General features: G+C 41.7%; 19 protein-coding genes. 7 read left to right on the plus strand and 12 right to left on the minus strand.

Going from position 1 to position 18,189, the window contains the following annotated elements:
• Positions 1-43 precede the first annotated feature (43 nt).
• Positions 44-1,582: a lysine--tRNA ligase gene (gene lysS, locus V7K53_RS10115; protein WP_335197379.1), complete on the minus strand. Its 1,539-nt coding sequence runs from the start codon at positions 1,580-1,582 to the stop codon at positions 44-46.
• Positions 1,583-1,698: 116 nt separating this feature from the next.
• Here lysS and V7K53_RS10120 point away from each other — a divergent pair, with 116 nt between their 5' ends.
• Entirely contained in the window at positions 1,699-1,851 is a 153-nt protein-coding gene (locus tag V7K53_RS10120; RefSeq protein WP_335197380.1) for a hypothetical protein, read from the plus strand.
• Positions 1,852-1,865: 14 nt separating this feature from the next.
• On the opposite strand, the gene V7K53_RS10125 is transcribed toward V7K53_RS10120, so the two are convergent.
• Complete coding sequence (locus V7K53_RS10125; protein WP_335197382.1) at positions 1,866-2,063, minus strand: hypothetical protein; 198 nt, start codon at positions 2,061-2,063, stop codon at positions 1,866-1,868.
• A 44-nt stretch (positions 2,064-2,107) separates the two neighbouring features.
• Here V7K53_RS10125 and V7K53_RS10130 point away from each other — a divergent pair, with 44 nt between their 5' ends.
• Together V7K53_RS10130 and V7K53_RS10135 are read left to right on the plus strand one after the other, a co-directional pair.
• Positions 2,108-2,341 carry an EF-hand domain-containing protein gene (locus V7K53_RS10130; protein WP_289796891.1) on the plus strand — a complete coding sequence of 78 codons (234 nt, stop codon included), beginning with the start codon at positions 2,108-2,110 and terminating at the stop codon, positions 2,339-2,341.
• A 256-nt stretch (positions 2,342-2,597) separates the two neighbouring features.
• Positions 2,598-2,771 (plus strand): Uma2 family endonuclease, encoded by a 174-nt coding sequence (locus V7K53_RS10135; RefSeq protein ID WP_335197406.1) that lies wholly within the window; start codon positions 2,598-2,600, stop codon positions 2,769-2,771.
• A 39-nt stretch (positions 2,772-2,810) separates the two neighbouring features.
• Here V7K53_RS10135 and V7K53_RS10140 read toward each other — a convergent pair whose 3' ends face one another.
• From V7K53_RS10140 to V7K53_RS10160, 5 genes are all read right to left on the minus strand, one after another.
• Entirely contained in the window at positions 2,811-3,236 is a 426-nt protein-coding gene (locus V7K53_RS10140; RefSeq protein WP_335197383.1) for a hypothetical protein, read from the minus strand.
• Positions 3,237-3,312: 76 nt separating this feature from the next.
• Positions 3,313-4,434 (minus strand): geranylgeranyl reductase family protein, encoded by a 1,122-nt coding sequence (locus tag V7K53_RS10145; protein WP_335197384.1) that lies wholly within the window; start codon positions 4,432-4,434, stop codon positions 3,313-3,315.
• Between the two features lie 193 nt (positions 4,435-4,627).
• Positions 4,628-5,176 (minus strand): ribosome recycling factor, encoded by a 549-nt coding sequence (frr, locus tag V7K53_RS10150; RefSeq protein ID WP_335197385.1) that lies wholly within the window; start codon positions 5,174-5,176, stop codon positions 4,628-4,630.
• Entirely contained in the window at positions 5,163-5,891 is a 729-nt protein-coding gene (gene pyrH, locus V7K53_RS10155) for a UMP kinase (protein WP_094348577.1), read from the minus strand. The genes frr and pyrH overlap by 14 nt, the downstream gene beginning before the upstream one ends.
• Before the next feature lie 71 nt (positions 5,892-5,962).
• Complete coding sequence (locus V7K53_RS10160) at positions 5,963-6,517, minus strand: thioredoxin family protein (protein WP_335197386.1); 555 nt, start codon at positions 6,515-6,517, stop codon at positions 5,963-5,965.
• A 469-nt stretch (positions 6,518-6,986) separates the two neighbouring features.
• Here V7K53_RS10160 and V7K53_RS10165 point away from each other — a divergent pair, with 469 nt between their 5' ends.
• Entirely contained in the window at positions 6,987-7,913 is a 927-nt protein-coding gene (locus V7K53_RS10165; RefSeq protein ID WP_335197387.1) for an alpha/beta fold hydrolase, read from the plus strand.
• Between the two features lie 260 nt (positions 7,914-8,173).
• On the opposite strand, the gene V7K53_RS10170 is transcribed toward V7K53_RS10165, so the two are convergent.
• Both V7K53_RS10170 and V7K53_RS10175 read right to left on the minus strand, forming a co-directional pair.
• Positions 8,174-8,869 carry a class I SAM-dependent methyltransferase gene (locus V7K53_RS10170; RefSeq protein ID WP_335197388.1) on the minus strand — a complete coding sequence of 232 codons (696 nt, stop codon included), beginning with the start codon at positions 8,867-8,869 and terminating at the stop codon, positions 8,174-8,176.
• 775 nt (positions 8,870-9,644) lie between these two features.
• The gene (locus V7K53_RS10175; protein ID WP_335197389.1) at positions 9,645-10,346 is read right to left on the minus strand and encodes a diacylglycerol/polyprenol kinase family protein; all 702 of its coding nucleotides are present in this window, start codon (positions 10,344-10,346) and stop codon (positions 9,645-9,647) included.
• A gap of 61 nt (positions 10,347-10,407) precedes the next feature.
• Between V7K53_RS10175 and yidD the strand changes: the two genes are divergently transcribed.
• The 3 genes from yidD (at position 10,408) to ychF (ending at position 12,207) form a co-directional block, all read left to right on the plus strand.
• Positions 10,408-10,644 carry a membrane protein insertion efficiency factor YidD gene (yidD, locus tag V7K53_RS10180; RefSeq protein WP_012412579.1) on the plus strand — a complete coding sequence of 79 codons (237 nt, stop codon included), beginning with the start codon at positions 10,408-10,410 and terminating at the stop codon, positions 10,642-10,644.
• Positions 10,645-10,842: 198 nt separating this feature from the next.
• A complete protein-coding gene (locus V7K53_RS10185; RefSeq protein ID WP_196508711.1) occupies positions 10,843-11,070 on the plus strand; it encodes a hypothetical protein in 228 nt (75 codons plus the stop codon).
• 45 nt (positions 11,071-11,115) lie between these two features.
• Positions 11,116-12,207, plus strand: coding sequence for a redox-regulated ATPase YchF (gene ychF, locus V7K53_RS10190; protein ID WP_335197390.1), 1,092 nt, complete (start codon positions 11,116-11,118; stop codon positions 12,205-12,207).
• Between the two features lie 294 nt (positions 12,208-12,501).
• Here the strand turns inward: ychF and V7K53_RS10195 are convergent, their stop codons facing one another.
• From V7K53_RS10195 to V7K53_RS10205, 3 genes are read right to left on the minus strand one after another with little or no spacing between them, the layout of a single operon-like run.
• A complete protein-coding gene (locus V7K53_RS10195; protein WP_335197408.1) occupies positions 12,502-14,793 on the minus strand; it encodes a hybrid sensor histidine kinase/response regulator in 2,292 nt (763 codons plus the stop codon).
• Between the two features lie 5 nt (positions 14,794-14,798).
• Positions 14,799-15,248, minus strand: a complete 450-nt coding sequence (locus V7K53_RS10200) for a response regulator (protein ID WP_335197391.1) — start codon at positions 15,246-15,248, stop codon at positions 14,799-14,801.
• The gene (locus V7K53_RS10205) at positions 15,242-17,806 is read right to left on the minus strand and encodes a GAF domain-containing protein (RefSeq protein ID WP_335197392.1); all 2,565 of its coding nucleotides are present in this window, start codon (positions 17,804-17,806) and stop codon (positions 15,242-15,244) included. Before V7K53_RS10205 ends, V7K53_RS10200 begins: the two co-directional genes overlap by 7 nt.
• Positions 17,807-18,189: the final 383 nt, after the last annotated feature.

The following is an 18,189-nucleotide window of genomic DNA, read 5'->3' on the forward strand; positions in this document are numbered from 1 at the left end:
TCTTCCCCAGTACCCAATCCCTAGTCTCTAATCCCCAGTTCAATTACGAATTGTTACTACTGGCTTCATCTAGGGATGATTCTGATTTTTCTGGCTTGAGTAAAGGGAAGGCGATCGCATCCCGAATACTGGCACAATCGGTTAATAACATCACCAAGCGATCGATCCCAATCCCTAAACCACCTGTAGGTGGCATACCATATTCCAAAGCTGTCAGAAAGTCTTCATCTACACCTTGGGCTTCTAAGTCACCAGCAGCTTTCCGTGCCGCTTGTGCTTCTAAACGTTCTCTTTGATCGATGGGATCGGTAAGTTCTGAGAAGCTATTCCCAGTTTCTCGCCCGACTATAAATAACTCAAATCGTTCCACCAAACCAGGTACAGAACGGTGAGGTTTTGCTAGGGGCGAAATTTCTACAGGGTAATCAATTACAAAGGTAGGTTGAATTAAATTAGCTTCTACTTTCTCTTCAAAGGCTAAATTTAGTAACTTACCAATTGATTGGGCTTCATCTATACCAGGAATAGCAGCATTTTTACTTGCTGTTTTTGCTTCTTCTAAACTTTGGAACGAATTAAAATCCAAGCCTGTAAATTCTTTAACTAAATCGTGCATTGTCACCCGCCGCCAAGGTGGTGTTAAATCTATCGGTTCCCCTTGGTAGGTAATTTGTAATGTGCCGAGTACATCTTGGGCGACAGTAGTAATAATCCCTTCAGTCAACGCCATCATATCGTTGTAGTCGGCGTAAGCTTGGTAAACTTCAATCGTCGTAAATTCGGGATTGTGTCGAGTCGAAATTCCCTCATTGCGGAAAACCCGCCCCAATTCAAACACCTTTTCAAAACCACCCACAATCAACCGCTTGAGATGGAGTTCTGTGGCAATTCGCAGATACAACTCCATTTCTAAAGTGTTGTGGTAGGTGATAAATGGACGCGCATCTGCACCCCCAGTCTCACTTTGCAAAACTGGCGTTTCAATTTCCAGAAAATCTCGCTGTTCCAAATAGCGGCGAATACCAGCAGTAATTTGAGCGCGACGGCGGAAAGTTTGCCGCACTTCCGGGTTTACAATCAAGTCAACGTAGCGCTGACGGTAACGCTTGGCAACATCCGTTAATCCATGCCACTTGTCGGGTAGAGGTAACAGGGATTTAGTGAGGATAGTATATTGTTTAACGTAGACAGATAACTCGCCCTTTTCAGTCCGTTTAATAGTACCTTTGGCTCCTAAAATGTCGCCTGCATCTGTAAGTTGCTTCAGGTGATTGAAGGCATCGGCATCAATATCTGCCATACCTTCTTGGATACGATTTTTATCCAGATAAAGCTGAATTGTGCCGGTTTCATCTTGCAAGGTGAAGAAAGCCAATTTACCGAAAACGCGACGCGCCATAATGCGTCCGGCTATAGCAACTTCTAAATCAACTTCTTCGCCACTGGATAAATCGGCAAATTTTTCTTGCAACTGCGCTGCATGATGGGTAGATTCCCAACGATAGGCATAAGGGTTAGTCCCTAGCTGCTTGAGTTGTTCTACTTTCTCCAGCCTGGCGGCTCGGATATCTTCTTCCGACATGGTAACGAACTAAATAGGGCAAGATTAATTATAGATGCTGCCAAAGTTGAGAGTAAGAGATAATCGCCTAATAAGTGATGTGCGTAGGCGTAGCCCGCCGCCGCAGGAAATATACAATGACACAAACTAGAGTCCGCCTGTCGACTGTAAACGAATATCACCGGATGTTTGAAATCAGTCTTATTACAGAGGATGAAAGGGTAGAACTGATTGATGGGCAAGTTATCCGCATAAGTGCCACAAATCCCCCCATACAGCGACAACACTAGTGCATCTGATTATCTCAAGCGTTGGTGCAGCCCGCCGCAGGCATCGCTAGCAGAAGTTGTCTTAGTTCGGGTACAAGATCCCATTCAGTTGAGCCAATATTCCGAACCTGAGCCAGATATCGCTGTTGTCCGCATCGATTCGCGAAAGTATATCGATCGCCATCCCGCACCCAATAAAATCTTTTTATTAAGTATCCTTGCGTATTTGTCAAGATTTTGAGATATTAAATTGAAAAATCAATTCAGATAGAAACTTATGGCAACCGAGCAAGAGCTTCAATCTCTTTTTAATACCTTAGATAGCGATCGAGACGGCAAAGTATCCATTAATGATCTTTTTTTAAGTCCTGGCTTAAGTGCAATCATCTCGTCAGAAACAAATACCACTAGTCCCCAGGAATTACTAGTAAATTATGATTCAGACAAAGACGGTAGTATTACCTTTGAAGAGTTAAAGGAAGCAGTTGAGAAAGCAAATAATTTAAACTAGCAGTCAAAAAATTAACGCCACACTCACTCCAAAATCTCTCTAGCCCACACTAAATCCCTCTCTAGGCAACTATTGAGGGATTTGCCTTTATTTGCCCCTTAGTAACACTTTGCTATCCTCTACATGACACTTCATTCTTGCTAGTAATAACCTACCATCGACTCTGTAGCCACCTTTCAGAGGGTTTTCGATTGGTTAATGATTTTGACTATTTAACCCATATTCCGCAGGTGCGTAGGCGTAGCCCGCCGCAGGCATCGTAAATACTGTATATGCTACAGCGGGAATTGCTGACTACTGGATTTTGGATGTGAATCAGCGTCAGATTTATGTTTTCCGCGAACCAGGTTTGGAAGGTTACAATCTTGAATTTATTTTGCAGGAGGATGCAACGTTATCCTTGATTGCCTTTCCAGAAATTGAAGTCTAGATTAGTCAAATGTTTCCATAAGTTTTATAAATCAAACTTTTACTTCTCTGCTATTTTTAGCAAATGTCTAGATGAAATAGCCTTCATTTTCAAGTTAGTAAATTGCACGATCGCCTTTACTAAATCTTGCTGTTCTGGTTGCAAATTTAGTTTTTCTAGCGCTTGATTAATATTATTACCAGCCCGGAGATTGTGATTAAGTTGGTCACGCTGGGATGAGTTTAACACTGCCGCAATTTCCCTGTTTCTTCTCTGACGCACAGCTTGGAGTTCCTGCCGTTGTAAAGGAGTCAGGTTAATCTCCGACCAGGTGGAGTAGCTTGCAGTTGTGGTAGTTTGGGCGAAAAGAACACCAGAATTAGTATTGATTTGAACGGGTGCAGCTAAGGAAATTCCCGGTATGAACAGGATAAGAGCAAGAATATTAGCGAACACAGATAGCCGTTTTGTCAAGTAAATTGCCATATTGAGAAATGCCTATTAGACTGTGGTGGAAGTTTACCCACCTTTAACAAGTTGCTTGAGCAACTTGTTGGGTTAATTAACCTCCAAAACCAGGAATTAAACGCTTGAGGGCGCGACCAGCAACATCGCCATAGCGCAGTTCTCCACACAGAATCTTACCCATGATTTTCGCACCGGAAGGACGCTTAACACCAACTTTGTAGCCAATGCCAGGAAAGCGATAAAATGCTCCACCTAATTTTTGCGCCCAAGCCATCTCAGTACCCCATTGTTCATTGATGGCTTCGCTATATTTTTCTAAAGCGTTGGTATCACCAGAAAGAGCCTCATTAATGGCTCCTGCTGCAATCAAACCGCTAAAAATTGACGGACGAATGCCTTCTGCTGTCATCGGATCGACTACACAAGCAGCTTCCCCAGCTAAAACTGCATTTTGAGTATGCAACTTTTGGTTGCCATCCCATAAGCAAAGAGGATAACCATACTGCTTGCCAGTTTTGATATCTACATTAAACGATCGCGCGTACTCATCTAAAATTTTCTTAAAATCCTGGCGTTCGCCGCCAAGAAATGTACCGACACCAATGGAATAACCATCAGCTTTTGGGAAATTCCAAATATAGCCGTTTTTCACTAAGCCAAACTCGAAATGAATTGTCGATTTATCTTTGACATTTGCGGCAACTTCTGCCTCTAAAGCTCCTGCTAAACGGCGTTTACGGTCTTTGAAGCCGAGCCATTTTGCCATTGGCCCTTTAGCACCATCAGCCGCAATTAAGTAGCGACTTGTAACTGGGCCATTAGTTGTGTTAACTTGCCAATAGTCATCTTGAAACTCAATACCCGTTACTTCCGTATTATCCCGTAGTTCAGCCCCTTGCTTTTGTCCTTGCTGCACTAGGAAATGGTCAAAAATGTCTCGTCGCACCATCCAGACTGGTTCTTTAGTGGCGATTTTTGCTTCCACAGGGTCGCCTAATTTCCAGGTAAAGCGGAGGGAGTCAGCTTTTACAGAAATTACTGGGCTAAAATCAAAGTCAAACCATTGAGCGATCGCTGGAGATACACCACCACCACAAGGTTTATATCTTGGCAGAGATTCTTTTTCCAACACTAATACTGAGCGACCTTGTTTGGCTAAATGATATGCAGCTGTTCCACCAGCTGGCCCAGCGCCGACGATGATGCAGTCGTACATATTGAATTTTTGCTCCAGAATTAGTTTATTTTCTATTGAGAGGGGCAATTTAGGAATTGTTCCTAGTTTAATTATTCATGTCTAGTTACTTACTCGATCAATTTTTCTAGGATTTATGCAATAAATTAAGAAATGATAAAGGCTGAAGAATTTATCCATTATCCTTCAGCCTTTATGCTTAAGACTTTTGACTTTAAACAGTCGTGATGTCTTTTTCTTTTTCTGCCAACAGTGCGTCTATTTTGGCAGTATACTCATTTGTCAGTTTTTGCAAGTTGTCTTGTTGGTCTTTTGATTCATCTTTGGAGATTTCAGAGGCTTTCTCCTGTTTGCGAATGGCGTCTATGGCATCACGGCGAATGTTGCGAATAGCAACACGACCCTCTTCAGCATACTTGGATGCCATTTTGACGAATTCCTTACGGCGTTCGCTCGTTAAGGGCGGAATATTCAACCGGATTACAGAACCGTCGTTACTGGGTGTTAAACCCACATCTGAGAGGGAAATAGCCTTCTCAATGATGTTTAGGGTGTTGCGCTCGTAGGGTTGAATTAAGATCGTCGTAGCATCCGGCGTGCTAATATTTGCCAGTGATTTCAAGGAAGTAGGCGAACCGTAATAGTCCACCAATACCTTATCTAATAGACTCGCATTGGCGCGACCAGTGCGAATCGAGTTAAAAGCTCGTTGAGTTGCCTCAACGGTTTTTTGCATCGTACTTTCAGCTTCAGCTAATTTCACAAGAACCTCCCACAAGGGTGCCGATGGATTCTCCCAAGACTGCTCGGTGGATATTTCCTCGCACCGTTAGGTCAAATACCAGAATTGGGATATTATTTTCTTTACATAAGGCGATCGCAGTACTATCCATCACCCGCAAATCTTGGGCTAAAACGTGCGCGTAGGTTAAGCTATTGTAGCGCTTGGCGTCAGGATAAATATGAGGATCGGCATCATATACTCCATCTACTTTGGTGGCTTTAAAAATCACCTCAGCATCAATTTCTGCTGCTCTTAATGCCGCAGTCGTATCTGTAGTAAAAAAGGGATTTCCAGAACCAGCACCAAAAATTACCACCCGTCCTTTTTCAAGATGACGGATGGCACGACGACGAATATATGGTTCTGCTAATTCTTGCATAGCGATCGCGGTTTGCACCCGCGTCTGTACTCCTATGCGTTCTAGCGAATCTTGCAGCGTCATGGCATTCATTACCGTGGCAATCATCCCGATATAGTCAGCGGTTGCCCTGTCCATCCCCGCCGACGCTGCTTTGACGCCACGAAAAATATTGCCGCCGCCAACAACTATGGCGATTTGAGTACCAGTGGCTATCACCTCTGCTAATTCTTGTGCTATTCCTTTGACCACTTCGGGATCAATGCCATAGCCCATGTTGCCCATTAAGGCTTCACCGCTCAGTTTGAGTAAAACCCGTCGGTAATTCGTTCCCATGAAGTTACGCTTTATCAAAAAAGTTGCAATTGCCTCCAATTTAAGATAACAGTTACAGGGACTATCTATGTCTAGTTACGCCAAATCAATGTAGTACCTACTGGTTCTGTTTGTGGTATAGCTATTTCTTCACCTTTAAATAGAGAGGCGATCGCAGTTCTCAAATAATCCTCTCCCACTGGTAATGGTTCTTGGGGATGATTATCAATTTTACCTTTATAGCGGACTATACCGTTAGTATCTATGAGAAAGGCTGTTGGTGTTTTTGTTGCCCCGAAACTACCGGTCACATCTTGCGTTGAGTCCCACAGGTAGGGGAAATTCAACTGGTGACGTAGGGCAAAAGCTTTCATATTTTCAAAGCTTGACCTAGTGTCGTAGTCAACATTACTACCATTGAGTCCAATTAGTGTGAAGCCTTTTGGGGCAAATTCGGCTTGAATGTTTTTTAGTCTGCCTAAATACCGATCGACATAAGGGCAGTGGTTACACATAGAAATAACGCCGACTGCTCGGAACTTCTCAAGATAACGCCTGAGATGGTGTACTTGACCATCAATTCCTGGCAATTCAAAATCTGGTGCGTAGCTCCCAACGGGAGTATCAATTGTTTCTAGTAGATTCATGATTTCTGGCCCGCAGAACTAGGAACAAGAAAAATATTGTTAAATTCAGCGTCAGTTTCCAGTTGCAAACCACCCCTTAGCCGATGCCTCATATTCGCCAATCTTATAGACCAAATTTGCGATCGTAAATTGTGAAACTACTGAATCTAGCACTGATGCTAATTCACTCACATCTAAAAAATAGCCCAAATATTACTCATATTAGAAACGTTATGATTTTTAATACTGACATAATCTCAGTTGTGAGGAAATTACCTCTATCAATAAGATAAAAACTCTCTATACTGGATAAAATTATCAGCTTGATGCTAGGATTATTCAGCCTAGAAGCTTTTGTGGTATATGTATAGGCTATCACTAGAGCAAAGGATTAATTTTGAAAATCTGATAAATTTTCTGCAAATTCAAAACAATTTTACTTGTGCCTTGCTGCTAAAAAGCTTTTAGCATTCTTTACATCAAATTTACCATGACAACCTCAAGTTCAAAAACAGCACTTAACTCTATAAAAACCTGGATTTGGCAAGATTTTCCGATCTGTTACCAAACCCAAGGAACTACTGGGCCAGCTGTTGTCCTGGTGCATGGATTTGGTGCTTCTTGGTGGCACTGGCGAAAAAATATTCCGGTATTAGCGGAAAATTGCCATGTTTATACTATTGATTTGATTGGTTTTGGCGCTTCTGCAAAACCTCAACCTAATGAAAAAATTACCTACACATTAGAAACCTGGGGACAACAAGTAGCAGATTTTTGCCGTGAAGTTGTCGGTGAGCCAGCTTTTTTAGTCGGAAATTCCATTGGCTGTATTGTTGCTATGCAAGCAGCAGTCAGCAACCCAGATATTGCGTTGGGAGTTGCTTTGCTCAACTGTTCTTTACGGCTGTTGCACAATCGCAAACGGGTAACTTTACCTTTATCTCGTCGTTACGGAGCGCCTCTACTGCAACGCCTGTTATCTATCAAACCAGTTGGCGATTTCTTTTTCAATCAACTCGCTAAACCGAAAACGGTGCGGAAAATTCTCCTGCAAGCATACTCAAATCCTGAGATGGTGACAGATGAGTTGGTAGATATTTTGATGTCACCAGCAAGCGATCCGGGGGCTGGGGCTGTGTTTCTTGCTTTTACTTCTTATTCTACAGGGCCACTACCAGAAGACCTTTTACCACTGTTACAGTGTCCGGCGATTATTTTGTGGGGAACAGCCGATCCGTGGGAACCAATTAAATTAGGGAGAGAATTGGCTAACTTTCCCCAGGTAGAAAAGTTTATTCCTTTAGAGGGAGTAGGGCATTGTCCGCAGGATGAAGCACCGGAGTTAGTCAATCCGATTTTACTCGATTGGATTTTGGAGCGATCGCTGCTAATAGACTCGGCAAAATTAGAGGCATAATTTACCCGCATTCTGCAGATATTAAAGCAGATTTAATAAATATGAAATTCGAGGAATAAAAGCCTGAAATTATTGCCAAGCAATAGTTTCAGGCTTTTTTAAGATAAAATAATTGAGAATTTTATAAATTTTATCCTCGCCTGCTAATTGCAAAGTTTAAACTACAGGACTAGATAATTTGTAGGCAAAGCCTACTTAGTAGTAGTGACAGCGTTTTCTGAAATATCGTCGGTCATGGTCGCGGTATCCCCAATAGTCTATTATTCATTACGAATAGCTATGATAGATTTAGTCATCCCAAAAACTACTTCATGCTTGATAAAACAATCGACAAATAACTCTTGTAACATTTTCTTATCTAACAAACGATAATTTTCAAGTTTGGCGGTAGCTTCGTTAACTGTCTGAGAACGTTTGTGATTTCCTAAATCAAAACGCATAATTAAACTAATTCTTACTGGTCTCGGTAGCCAATGGAAAAAAGGACACATAAAATGTGGCTCTATTGGAAACCAAAAATATGGTGTTTGTACATATGTATTTGGTGCTAGCCTTTTAACTTCTTTAGCAAAATTTATCATATTTTGCCAACTTCCAACATGCTCAATTACAGAATTAGAATGAACTATATGGAAAGAATTATCTGGAAAATTATTCAGGTTGCAAGCATCTCCATAAATAAATTTATAATGTTCTTCAGTTGCTGGTAAAATTTCCCCAGGTAAATTAACAATAGTTATATGAACTTTCTTTAGCTTCAATAATTCTTCGGGTAATATATTCCAGTAATTTTTTCTTCCACCAATATCAAGTATGTTAACTAATCCATGCTTTTCATAAGTTTTTTCAATTATTGAAACTAAAGTTGCGATTCGTTTGTTTCTAAATTTTGAACCAATGGATTTAGGATTATCATAATTACTTATTTTCTGGGCTATTTTATTAGATAAACTCATAATTATTTCCTTTTAGCGTTACAGAAGCAGAATAGAAATTAGCGGGAACACTATGTAATGTTAAAGAAGTGCGTTTCAAAGTTTTGCACAGGTGCAAAATCTAGACTAATAATTTATCGACTATCGCTCTTTAAAGAAACAAGGCAGGAGGCAGCAGGAAAGAGGATTTGACTGACTTGTTTTTTCCATTTATAACGGAAGCGAGCGCGTCGGTAAACAGCTTTCATGACTGCTCAGGAGATAAAAATTAAGAAATCCTCAGATTAGGAGATGTCTGAAATAGCGAATAAAATTCTATTTATCAATGCAATTAGTGTTAGAACTGCAATTGATAAATGTCAAATCTGAAAGACCCTAAACTGAGATTTTAAGTAAATTAAAAAATTTGATAAATTGAATGACTAACTGGACTCAACAGTATCATCTCACGAGAGTTGACAAAACGCGCTATCAATAGAGGTGAGATTATAAATACTTATGCTTTGGAATATTTTGCATTAGTTTGACGTATTAAACCTCGGAGTTCCAAGTTGTTCGCCTACCTGCTCGGCGCAAAGTCAAGGCGGCCATATCATGTCAATAAGAACAGTCTATTCTCAATAATTTCAAAAATAATCTCATTAACCTTTGCTTATTGTTAAAGGTTTAAGCGTCACTGCTAGCCTACCCCTACACAAAAGCAAGCTATGCATAACGTCTCGTAGAAAAGGAATAAAAGTTGCAGAGAGTTTTTGCATAAGTCCTGAACAATTAGGAATGGCGCTCAAGAAGATTATTAACTAAGAACTAAGTTACTTAAAAAGAAGGCAAGGGCTGCACTACTCAAAGGAACTGTCAAATTGTCAATACCCAAAAATGAAACAGCTTCTAAAGCAGTAGCTATAAATGCCACTATCAGGGATATCGCCCAAGTTTGCCAACTGTTTCCTTGAGTTCCAATTAAAATCAAACTACTGACGACATAGCTAACGAGCATCATAGTTAGGGAGCCTTCCCAACTTTTTTCTGTACCAAAAACTTTATACTTATGTTTACCAAAGCGTTGCCCAATTAAGGCTGCTAGTCCATCTCCCCAAGTCATTATCAAAATTCCGAGTGCTGCATACTGGGGTTGTTGTAAATACCAGAACCAGGCAACTAAAATACCGAAACTGACAGAATAGAAAAATGTCCCTAAACTTTGCCGTCCAACGCTATTAATACCAGGAAGAATGGGCAATCGGTAGGACAATAAGGTGATTGCACTCGCTAAAATAGAAGCTGTAATCCCTACACTGGCAGGAATATCTAGCCACCAAGCGATTAAAATCACATTACCAGTGCCAATATGAACTATCTTCCGCACAATTTCTGGCTCGTTGGCGAAGCGGTTTACCACCCATGCAATCAAGAGGATGAGTAATACCCAGATTGCAGCCAACGCAATTTGCAGCCATAAAACCGGAATTGAGGTGAAGTCAGAAAATGTAATTAACAAAGATGCAACAAAATGAAAAGTTTTATCCCTGTTACTAATTTATAAGATTTGGGTGGCTGCAATGAAATTATTATTTATTTGGCTGATTCGGGGCTACCGAATGTTTATCTCGCCGTTGTTTCTCCCGACTTGTCGCTTTCAACCAACTTGTTCGATGTATGCTATTGAAGCTATTGAACGATTTGGAGTGTTGCGTGGTAGCTGGATGGCAACTCGGCGGATTTTGCGCTGTCATCCGTTTCATCCAGGTGGTTACGATCCAGTGCCAGAGGTGGTAGAAAAGGTGAAGGAGGAGTAGTTTTGTGCAAATGGTGACGAATTGAGGTTGGAGTTTAAACGCAAAGGAGCGCGGAGGGAAGCGCAGAGGGACGCAGAGAATGAGAGGAGCGGTAAATTATTAAATGAAGTGTTTGTGGGTATAGCTATTTGGAGAGATGTCAACAGCTGAGGTTGTCATCTAGCGTGGGAAGGTTGAATAATTTAATTTAGACTTACGATGATTAATCCTACTGCGATTTCTATACCCGAACCACAAATTCCTACTCCTGGGCCGAGTCCGCTACCTAGTCCCAATCCTGAGCCGAATCCGCTACCTAGTCCCGAACCTGTACCGGGGCCAGCGATTCCTCAACCGTTACCGGGGCCTGTACCAGAACCAGTACCTGCTCCCATTCCTCAAACAGTTCCAGGGCCAATTCCCCAAACCATACCGGAACCTGTTTAGATTACCTTGGTAATGTAATCCAAAATCCAAAATCTAAAATCCAAAATGCTAAGAGCCGGAATTGTCGGACTTCCCAACGTCGGAAAATCTACTTTATTTAATGCTGTAGTTGCTAATGCTAAAGCAGAAGCAGCTAACTTCCCTTTTTGCACGATTGAACCGAATGTCGGCGTTGTCGCAGTACCGGATGAACGGTTAAATGTTCTTGCTAAGATTGCCAGTTCGGCACAAATCATCCCGGCGCGGGTTGAATTTGTAGATATTGCCGGTTTAGTTAAAGGTGCTAGTCAGGGTGAGGGACTAGGGAATCAATTCCTGTCCCACATCCGGGAAGTTGATGCGATCGTCCATGTGGTACGTTGTTTTGAAAATGATGATATTATCCACGTTGCTGGTTCTGTTGACCCAGCGCGAGATATTGAAATCATTAATATAGAACTGGGTTTATCAGATTTAGCACAAATTGAGCGGCGAATTGATCGCACTCGCAAACTAGCTCGTACCAGCAAAGATGCACAGTTTGAAATCACAGTTTTAGAAAAATTAGCTGCGGCTTTAAATGAAGGTAAATCAGTGCGTCAGGTGAGCTTGAATGAAGAAGAAACAGAAATTATTAAAGGTTTAGAACTGCTCACTTATAAACCGATTATCTACGCTGCGAATGTATCTGAAGATGAGTTGGCAATGGGTAATCATTTTGTGGAAATAGTGCGGCAAATTGCAGCAACTGAAAAGGCCCAAGTTGTGATAGTTTCGGCTCAAGTTGAAGCTGAATTAGTGGAATTACCAGAGGAAGATAAAGCTGATTTCCTCGCGTCTTTAGGTGTGGAAGAAGGTGGTTTGAAATCATTGATTCGGGCAACTTACACGCTTTTAGGTTTGCGGACATATTTCACCTGCGGCCCCAAAGAAACCCGCGCTTGGACAATTAATGCAGGAATGTCTGCGCCTCAAGCTGCTGGTGTAATCCACAGTGATTTTGAGCGGGGATTTATTCGCGCCGAAACTGTCGCTTATAAAGACTTGGTAACAACTGGTTCGATGAATGCTGCGAAGGAGAAAGGGTTAGTTCGCAGTGAAGGGAAAGAGTATGTTGTGCAGGAAGGGGATGTAATGTTGTTCCGATTTAATGTGTAGGGGTAATTAATGAGTGACCGTTATCGTTCAGATAATGGTTAATTTACACTAAGTTGCGATCGCACCAAATAATTTGACAAAATATTCAATATATGTAGATTAGCTGGGAGGCGATCGCAAATAAACCAGCAATCCTGCAAACATAGTAGCTACTTCCACCCACAATATAGCCAAGCTGTGAGTATCGGTAAAATGAGTCTGTTAACGGATGCTCAATCATATCAAATCCAACCAATTTGCACCCACTTAATAAAGCAGCGTTTTGTACTCACGGCTAACAGTTTATTTACGTAATTAGTTGACTTCCGATAGTACTTTCTGTAAAGAAAGCAATAATTCGTTGACAGTATAGGGCTTCGACAAAAATGTATTGACACCAATAGCTGCTACTGCACTGAGTTTATTGTCAGACATCAGTCCACTGCTGGCGATAATTCTGACTTGGGGGTTGATTTTTTGCAAGGTACGCATGGCTGTTAAACCATCCAGTGAGGGCAGCATAATATCCATGAGGACGGCACTAATTTTGTCTCTATTTTGAGCATATAGTGCGATCGCCTCAATACCATCACTAGCAACTAAGATTTTGTAGTTGTGAGCTTCTAATGATGTTGTCGTAATCTCTTGAATGGCGGCTTCATCATCCACAACCAAAATTAATTCTCCATGTCCTGTCTGTGGCGGCAAATTTTCGGGGCTGCGTGTTTCTATTCCCCCCACTGCTGGCAAGTAAACCTTAAAGCTAGTGCCACTCGCCAGTTCACTATACACGTTCACAAAACCTCCATGACTTTTAACAATTCCCAATACTGTGGAAAGTCCTAAACCAGTGCCTTGTCCAACATCTTTTGTAGTAAAGAATGGCTCAAAAATTCTATCTAGCATTTCTTTAGGAATTCCAACTCCAGTATCGGAGACAGTAATCACTATGTAAGGCCCCTCTTTGGCTTCTAGGTTCATGCGGGCATAATTTGCGTCAATCAACATATTTTCGGCAGAGATACTCAAAGTACCACCATTGGACATAGCATCGCGGGCGTTAACGCAGAGGTTCATCAGCACTTGATGCAGTTGGGTACTATCTCCAGAAACCATCCACAAATCTTGCGGTACATTAGTGCTAATTTCTATCGATTTGGGAAATGTCTCTTTAAGAATCTTGGCAATTTCCACAATTATATGTCTGAGTTGCAAAGTGATGTGCTTCCCTTCTACACCCCGCGCAAAGGACAGTACCTGTTTGACTAAATCAGCACCGCGTCTAGCGTTAATTTCTAAAATTTCTAGGAGATGACGAGTCCGCTCATCTGCATTAGGAAATTTTAGCGGTAGCAGTTGCGCTCCTGCCAAAATCGGTGTCAGGATGTTGTTGAGGTCGTGAGCAATACCACTAGCTAAAGTGCCAATACTTTCAAGGCGTTGAGCGCGAAATAATTGGGCTTCTAGGTGCTTTTTCTCGGTAATATCTGTGTCAACGGTGAGAATTGATTTAGGTTTTCCTTGTTGATCGCATACCAGAGTCCAGCGACTAGACACAAGAACTTCTTTGTTCATTTTAGTAAGTTTTGTTAACTCGCCCTGCCACTTACCTTTACTAATAGCTTGCAATAGAGCCGCTTCAATTTCCGGTGAAGGTTCGTCATACAAAAGTTCGCTAGCATTTTTACCCCAAGCCTCTGTAGCTTGCCAGCCGTAAAGTGTTTCTGCACCTTTGTTCCAGAAGATAATTTGATTGTTTAAATCTCGGACGCAAATGGCATCTGTGGTGACATCTAGTAATGCTGCTTGTTCGCGAATTTTTTCTTCTGCCAATTTGCGATCGCGTAGCGCAGCTTGTCGTTCGCTAATATCTATACTGGCACATGTCACCCCGACAATTTCTTGGGTTTCATTCCGCAATGGCTCGATAGTTAAATCGTAATATCGCGTTGTATCTTTGATGGTAATTGATACTTCCTCTCGAGTTCCTATGCCTGTAGTCAGCACCCCATGTTTAATTGCGATCAGATGTTGAGCATCTTCTACTGGGACGATATCTAAGTCTTGTTTGCCCAATATTTTCTCAACTGTCAATCCAGATGGGGGATTGTAAACCCAGGTGTACCGTAAATCTTTATCCTGATTGTAGACAAAGATTGGAGAGTTTTTAAGAGCAACCCGAAATCGCTCCTCGCTCTGCCGTAGTGCGTTGTCTGCCCGTTGACGTTCGATGGCATAACGCATAGATCGCACCAGCAAGTCACCAGTTACTTGTCCCTTCACTAAATAATCTTGCGCTCCTTGTTGCATTGCTCTAGTTGCCAGCGTTTCATCATTTATACCCGTCAGCACAATGATTGGAGTTGCTTTCGCCTGATTGTGAGCAATGACAAAGGTTTGTAATCCCTGGCTATCTGGCAGCGAGAGGTCTAATAAAATAACATCAAAAATTTCGTTTGTTAGGTAGTTGACTGCTTCAGAAAGCCGTTCAACGGGCATCAACTCAACTACAACTGTGGTAACTTCCTTAAATAACTCTTGTAACAATAAGACATCACCAGGGTTGTCTTCTACTAACAAGACTTTAATAATATTTTTACCTGCCATTTCCACTACTCCGGTGGCAGTTTTACGATCGCAAACCAAAAATTTTCTATTGATTGGACAATTTTAACGAATTGATCGAAATCTACTGGCTTGGTTATATAACAGTTGGCAAAAAGGTTATAGGCTTTGAGGATATCTTCTTGAGCTTGGGAAGTCGTCAAAACTACTACAGGAATTCGTTTAAGGTTTTCATCTCCTTTTATTTCTGCTAATACCTCTCGTCCATCTTTTTTCGGAAGGTTAAAATCGAGCAGCACAATATCTGGATGAGGTAATTTAGCATATTTTCCCTGTTTTCGCAAGAATGCCATTGCCTCTACACCATCCTCGACTACGTTTAAGTGAATTGAGATTTTACTATCTTCTAGGGCGATGCGTGTGAGTTGGACATCGCCAGGATTATCCTCTACTAACAAAACCTCAATAGGCATAATCGCTGTTATGGTATTTACCATTGCTTACCTACTCTATCTGGAATTGTGAAGTAGAAAGTCGAGCCTTGACCCGGTTTCGACTCAACCCAGATCCGGCCGCTGTGGCGTTCGATAATTTTCTTACAAATGGCCAGACCAATTCCAGTACCTGGATACTTGTCTCTACCGTGCAAACGCTGAAAAATTATAAAGATACGCTCAGTATATTGGGATTCTAAACCAATTCCATTATCACGCACTGAGAACAACCATTCATCCTCCGAACGGGTAAAATTTAAATTTTTTCCATGTAATATATCTGCATCTCCCTTACTTACCCCAACATGAATTGATGGCTGTTGACGATCGCAAAATTTGATCGCGTTGGCAATCAGGTTTTGAAATACTTGTGTCAATTGCGTAGCATCAACCATCAGTTGAGGTAGAGTATCGTAAGTGACAACTGCCTTTCGATCTGCGATCGCAACTTGAAGATTAGCAAGCACCTTTTCTAAGACAACACTACAATCAACTGGCACAAAAGGCTGTCCGCGGGTGCTGACGCGAGAATAGTTTAACAAATCATTGATTAGGGTCTGCATCCGGCTGGCCCCATCTACTGCATAGGCAATAAACTGATCCGCATTGGCATCTAGTTTGTTTTTGTATCTCCGCTCCAGCAGTTGTAAATAACTAGTTACCATCCGCAACGGCTCTTGCAAATCATGGGAAGCTACGTAGGCAAACTGTTCTAATTCTGCATTAGAACGAGTAAGTTCCTGACTTTGCTGGGTTTCTTTTTCTAATAGTTGTGCCTGAGATAAAGCAATTCCAATTTGGTTCGCTAATTGCTGTAACAAATCCATCTCAAACTGATTCCACTGTCGAGGTGCGCTACACTGATGAGCTAGCAATAAGCCCCAAATATCGTCCCTGACAAGAATCGGCACTACCAGATTAGCCCTGACAGCAAACCGCTGAAGAAATTCTCGATGGCATGGTTGGATATGAGCAGATTCAATGTCTTCAAGGGCACTTACTCTTCCCTGGCGATATCTTTCTATATATTCTTCTTTAAAGCAGGGGTCGAAAAGATTTTCTCCTAGAATTACAGGCCAACCAGGCAGCACTGCCTCTTGTACCACTGTTCCCGAACCGTCAGCTTCCAGCCGAAAAATCAAAACCCGGTCAGCTTGTAGTAGTTTTTGTACCTCTGTGACAGTGGTTTGAAGAATTTCATCTATTTGTAAAGATTCTCGAATTTTTAGGGTAATTTCGGCAAACAGTTGCGATCGCAGATTTTGCCGCTTTAATTCTTCATCTGCCCGCTTGCGATCTGTGATATCAGTATAAGAACCAACCATCCGTACTATATCACCCAATGCGTCCCAAAGTGCCTGTCCTCGATCTAGAATCCATTTATACCTGCCATCTTGGCACTGGACTCGATATTCACAGACGTAAAACGGTGTTTTCTTGGCAAAATGGTCTTGGAAAGCCTGAAGTACCCAATCTCGCTCATCGGGATGGATTCGTTTTGTCCATTCATCCCAATGGTTGGAAACTTCGTAGTCTTTATAGCCGAGCATTTCCTTCCATCGAGTTGAGAAGAACACTTCATTAGTCTTGAGGTTCCAATCCCAAATACCATCATTATTACCATGTAATGCCAATTGCCAACGTTCTTCACTTTCTCGTAGTGCTTCTGCTGTTTTCCGTCGTTCAGTAACGTTTTGAAAATAAACAGACAAGCCGTCTTTTGCCGGATAGGCATGGACTTTAAGCCACTGTTGCTGTGGCAGATACAACTCCTCAAATTCGACACTAACCTGTTCTAAAATTGCCCTGCGATATTCACAATCAAATGTTGTGCCGATAATTTCTGGAAACACCTCCCAGATGTTTTTACCTAAAAGCTCATTGTGAGTTTTTTGCAACAACCGTTCTGCTTGACCATTAATATAGGTGAATTGCCACTTTTGATCTAGGGCAAAAAAACCATCAGTGATACTTTCGAGAAGATTGGTGATGCGGGTTTTAGCGGCTTCAGATTGGGCGCGGGTTGCTTGCTCATGCGCCACTAGTTTTTCGGTAACTTTAGATACCTCACTTACATGACGCCTGAGTTCGAGTTGGTCAATTACCAGGCGACTCAAACCTACAAACGCCTCCACTTGTTTTTGGCTTAGTTGCCGTGGAACTTGGTCAATAGCACACAGAGTTCCCAACATATCTCCCTTCGGAGTAATTAAGGGTACACCTGCATAAAACCGTATATATGGATAGCCAGTTACTACCGGATTATTTGCCAACTTCTCATTAGCTAGAGTATCAGGAACCACCACAACATTACGCTGCTCTTGGCAAAGATAAGATAATCCAACACTTCGGGGCATTTCTGATACATCTAAACCTATTTTTGCCTTAAACCATTGACGGTTTTCATCAATAAAATTTACCAAGGATATGGGAGTACCACAAATAAAAGCCGCTAACTGAGCAAGATTGTCATAGGCTTCTTCGGGTTCTGTGTCAAGAATTTGATACTGGCGGAGGGCTTCTAACCTCGCGACTTCTGTATCAATATGTCTAGGTTTCATTAACTTTTTTTAATAAATCTAAATGTGATATCCAGTCAGCAGCGTGATTATCTCAAGAATAGCTTAACTTTTATTAATAATTCTTAATTTTTTCCTCACCTTTGGCTGTTCGGGAAAGTCTATTAAAAGCGATTTTTAAAGGATGTTTGACAAGTATTTTCGTAATATCTAAGCCTTAGAAACCTAACTCTCCCAGCCCCCTTCGCTACAAGAGAATGGGCCTTTCAAAGCTTCTCTCCGTTTGGGGGAGAGTTTTGGAGAGGGGTTTTGAGTATACTTTACAACTTTTTAAACAAGCTCTGATCAGTCACTGCCTGTTTACGCCGCAAAGTTATTGCGTAGGTGTAGCCCGTCGTAAACATCGCACTAATCCTAGTGTAGAC

It is taken from the genome of Nostoc sp. (assembly GCF_036917355.1).
In the GTDB taxonomy this organism is placed as follows: Bacteria; Cyanobacteriota; Cyanobacteriia; order Cyanobacteriales; family Nostocaceae; genus Nostoc.

Bases quoted from the DNA above. Each gene is read 5' to 3' on its own strand.
- lysS (WP_335197379.1), bottom strand. From the start codon at position 1,582: ATGTCGGAAGAAGATATCCGAGCCGCCAGGCTGGAGAAAGTAGAACAA.
- V7K53_RS10120 (WP_335197380.1), top strand. From the start codon at position 1,699: ATGACACAAACTAGAGTCCGCCTGTCGACTGTAAACGAATATCACCGG.
- V7K53_RS10130 (WP_289796891.1), top strand. From the start codon at position 2,108: ATGGCAACCGAGCAAGAGCTTCAATCTCTTTTTAATACCTTAGATAGC.
- V7K53_RS10140 (WP_335197383.1), bottom strand. From the start codon at position 3,236: ATGGCAATTTACTTGACAAAACGGCTATCTGTGTTCGCTAATATTCTT.
- V7K53_RS10145 (WP_335197384.1), bottom strand. From the start codon at position 4,434: ATGTACGACTGCATCATCGTCGGCGCTGGGCCAGCTGGTGGAACAGCT.
- pyrH (WP_094348577.1), bottom strand. From the start codon at position 5,891: ATGGGAACGAATTACCGACGGGTTTTACTCAAACTGAGCGGTGAAGCC.
- V7K53_RS10160 (WP_335197386.1), bottom strand. From the start codon at position 6,517: ATGAATCTACTAGAAACAATTGATACTCCCGTTGGGAGCTACGCACCA.
- V7K53_RS10165 (WP_335197387.1), top strand. From the start codon at position 6,987: ATGACAACCTCAAGTTCAAAAACAGCACTTAACTCTATAAAAACCTGG.
- V7K53_RS10170 (WP_335197388.1), bottom strand. From the start codon at position 8,869: ATGAGTTTATCTAATAAAATAGCCCAGAAAATAAGTAATTATGATAAT.
- yidD (WP_012412579.1), top strand. From the start codon at position 10,408: ATGAAATTATTATTTATTTGGCTGATTCGGGGCTACCGAATGTTTATC.
- V7K53_RS10185 (WP_196508711.1), top strand. From the start codon at position 10,843: ATGATTAATCCTACTGCGATTTCTATACCCGAACCACAAATTCCTACT.
- ychF (WP_335197390.1), top strand. From the start codon at position 11,116: ATGCTAAGAGCCGGAATTGTCGGACTTCCCAACGTCGGAAAATCTACT.
- V7K53_RS10195 (WP_335197408.1), bottom strand. From the start codon at position 14,793: ATGGCAGGTAAAAATATTATTAAAGTCTTGTTAGTAGAAGACAACCCT.
- V7K53_RS10200 (WP_335197391.1), bottom strand. From the start codon at position 15,248: ATGGTAAATACCATAACAGCGATTATGCCTATTGAGGTTTTGTTAGTA.
- V7K53_RS10205 (WP_335197392.1), bottom strand. From the start codon at position 17,806: ATGAAACCTAGACATATTGATACAGAAGTCGCGAGGTTAGAAGCCCTC.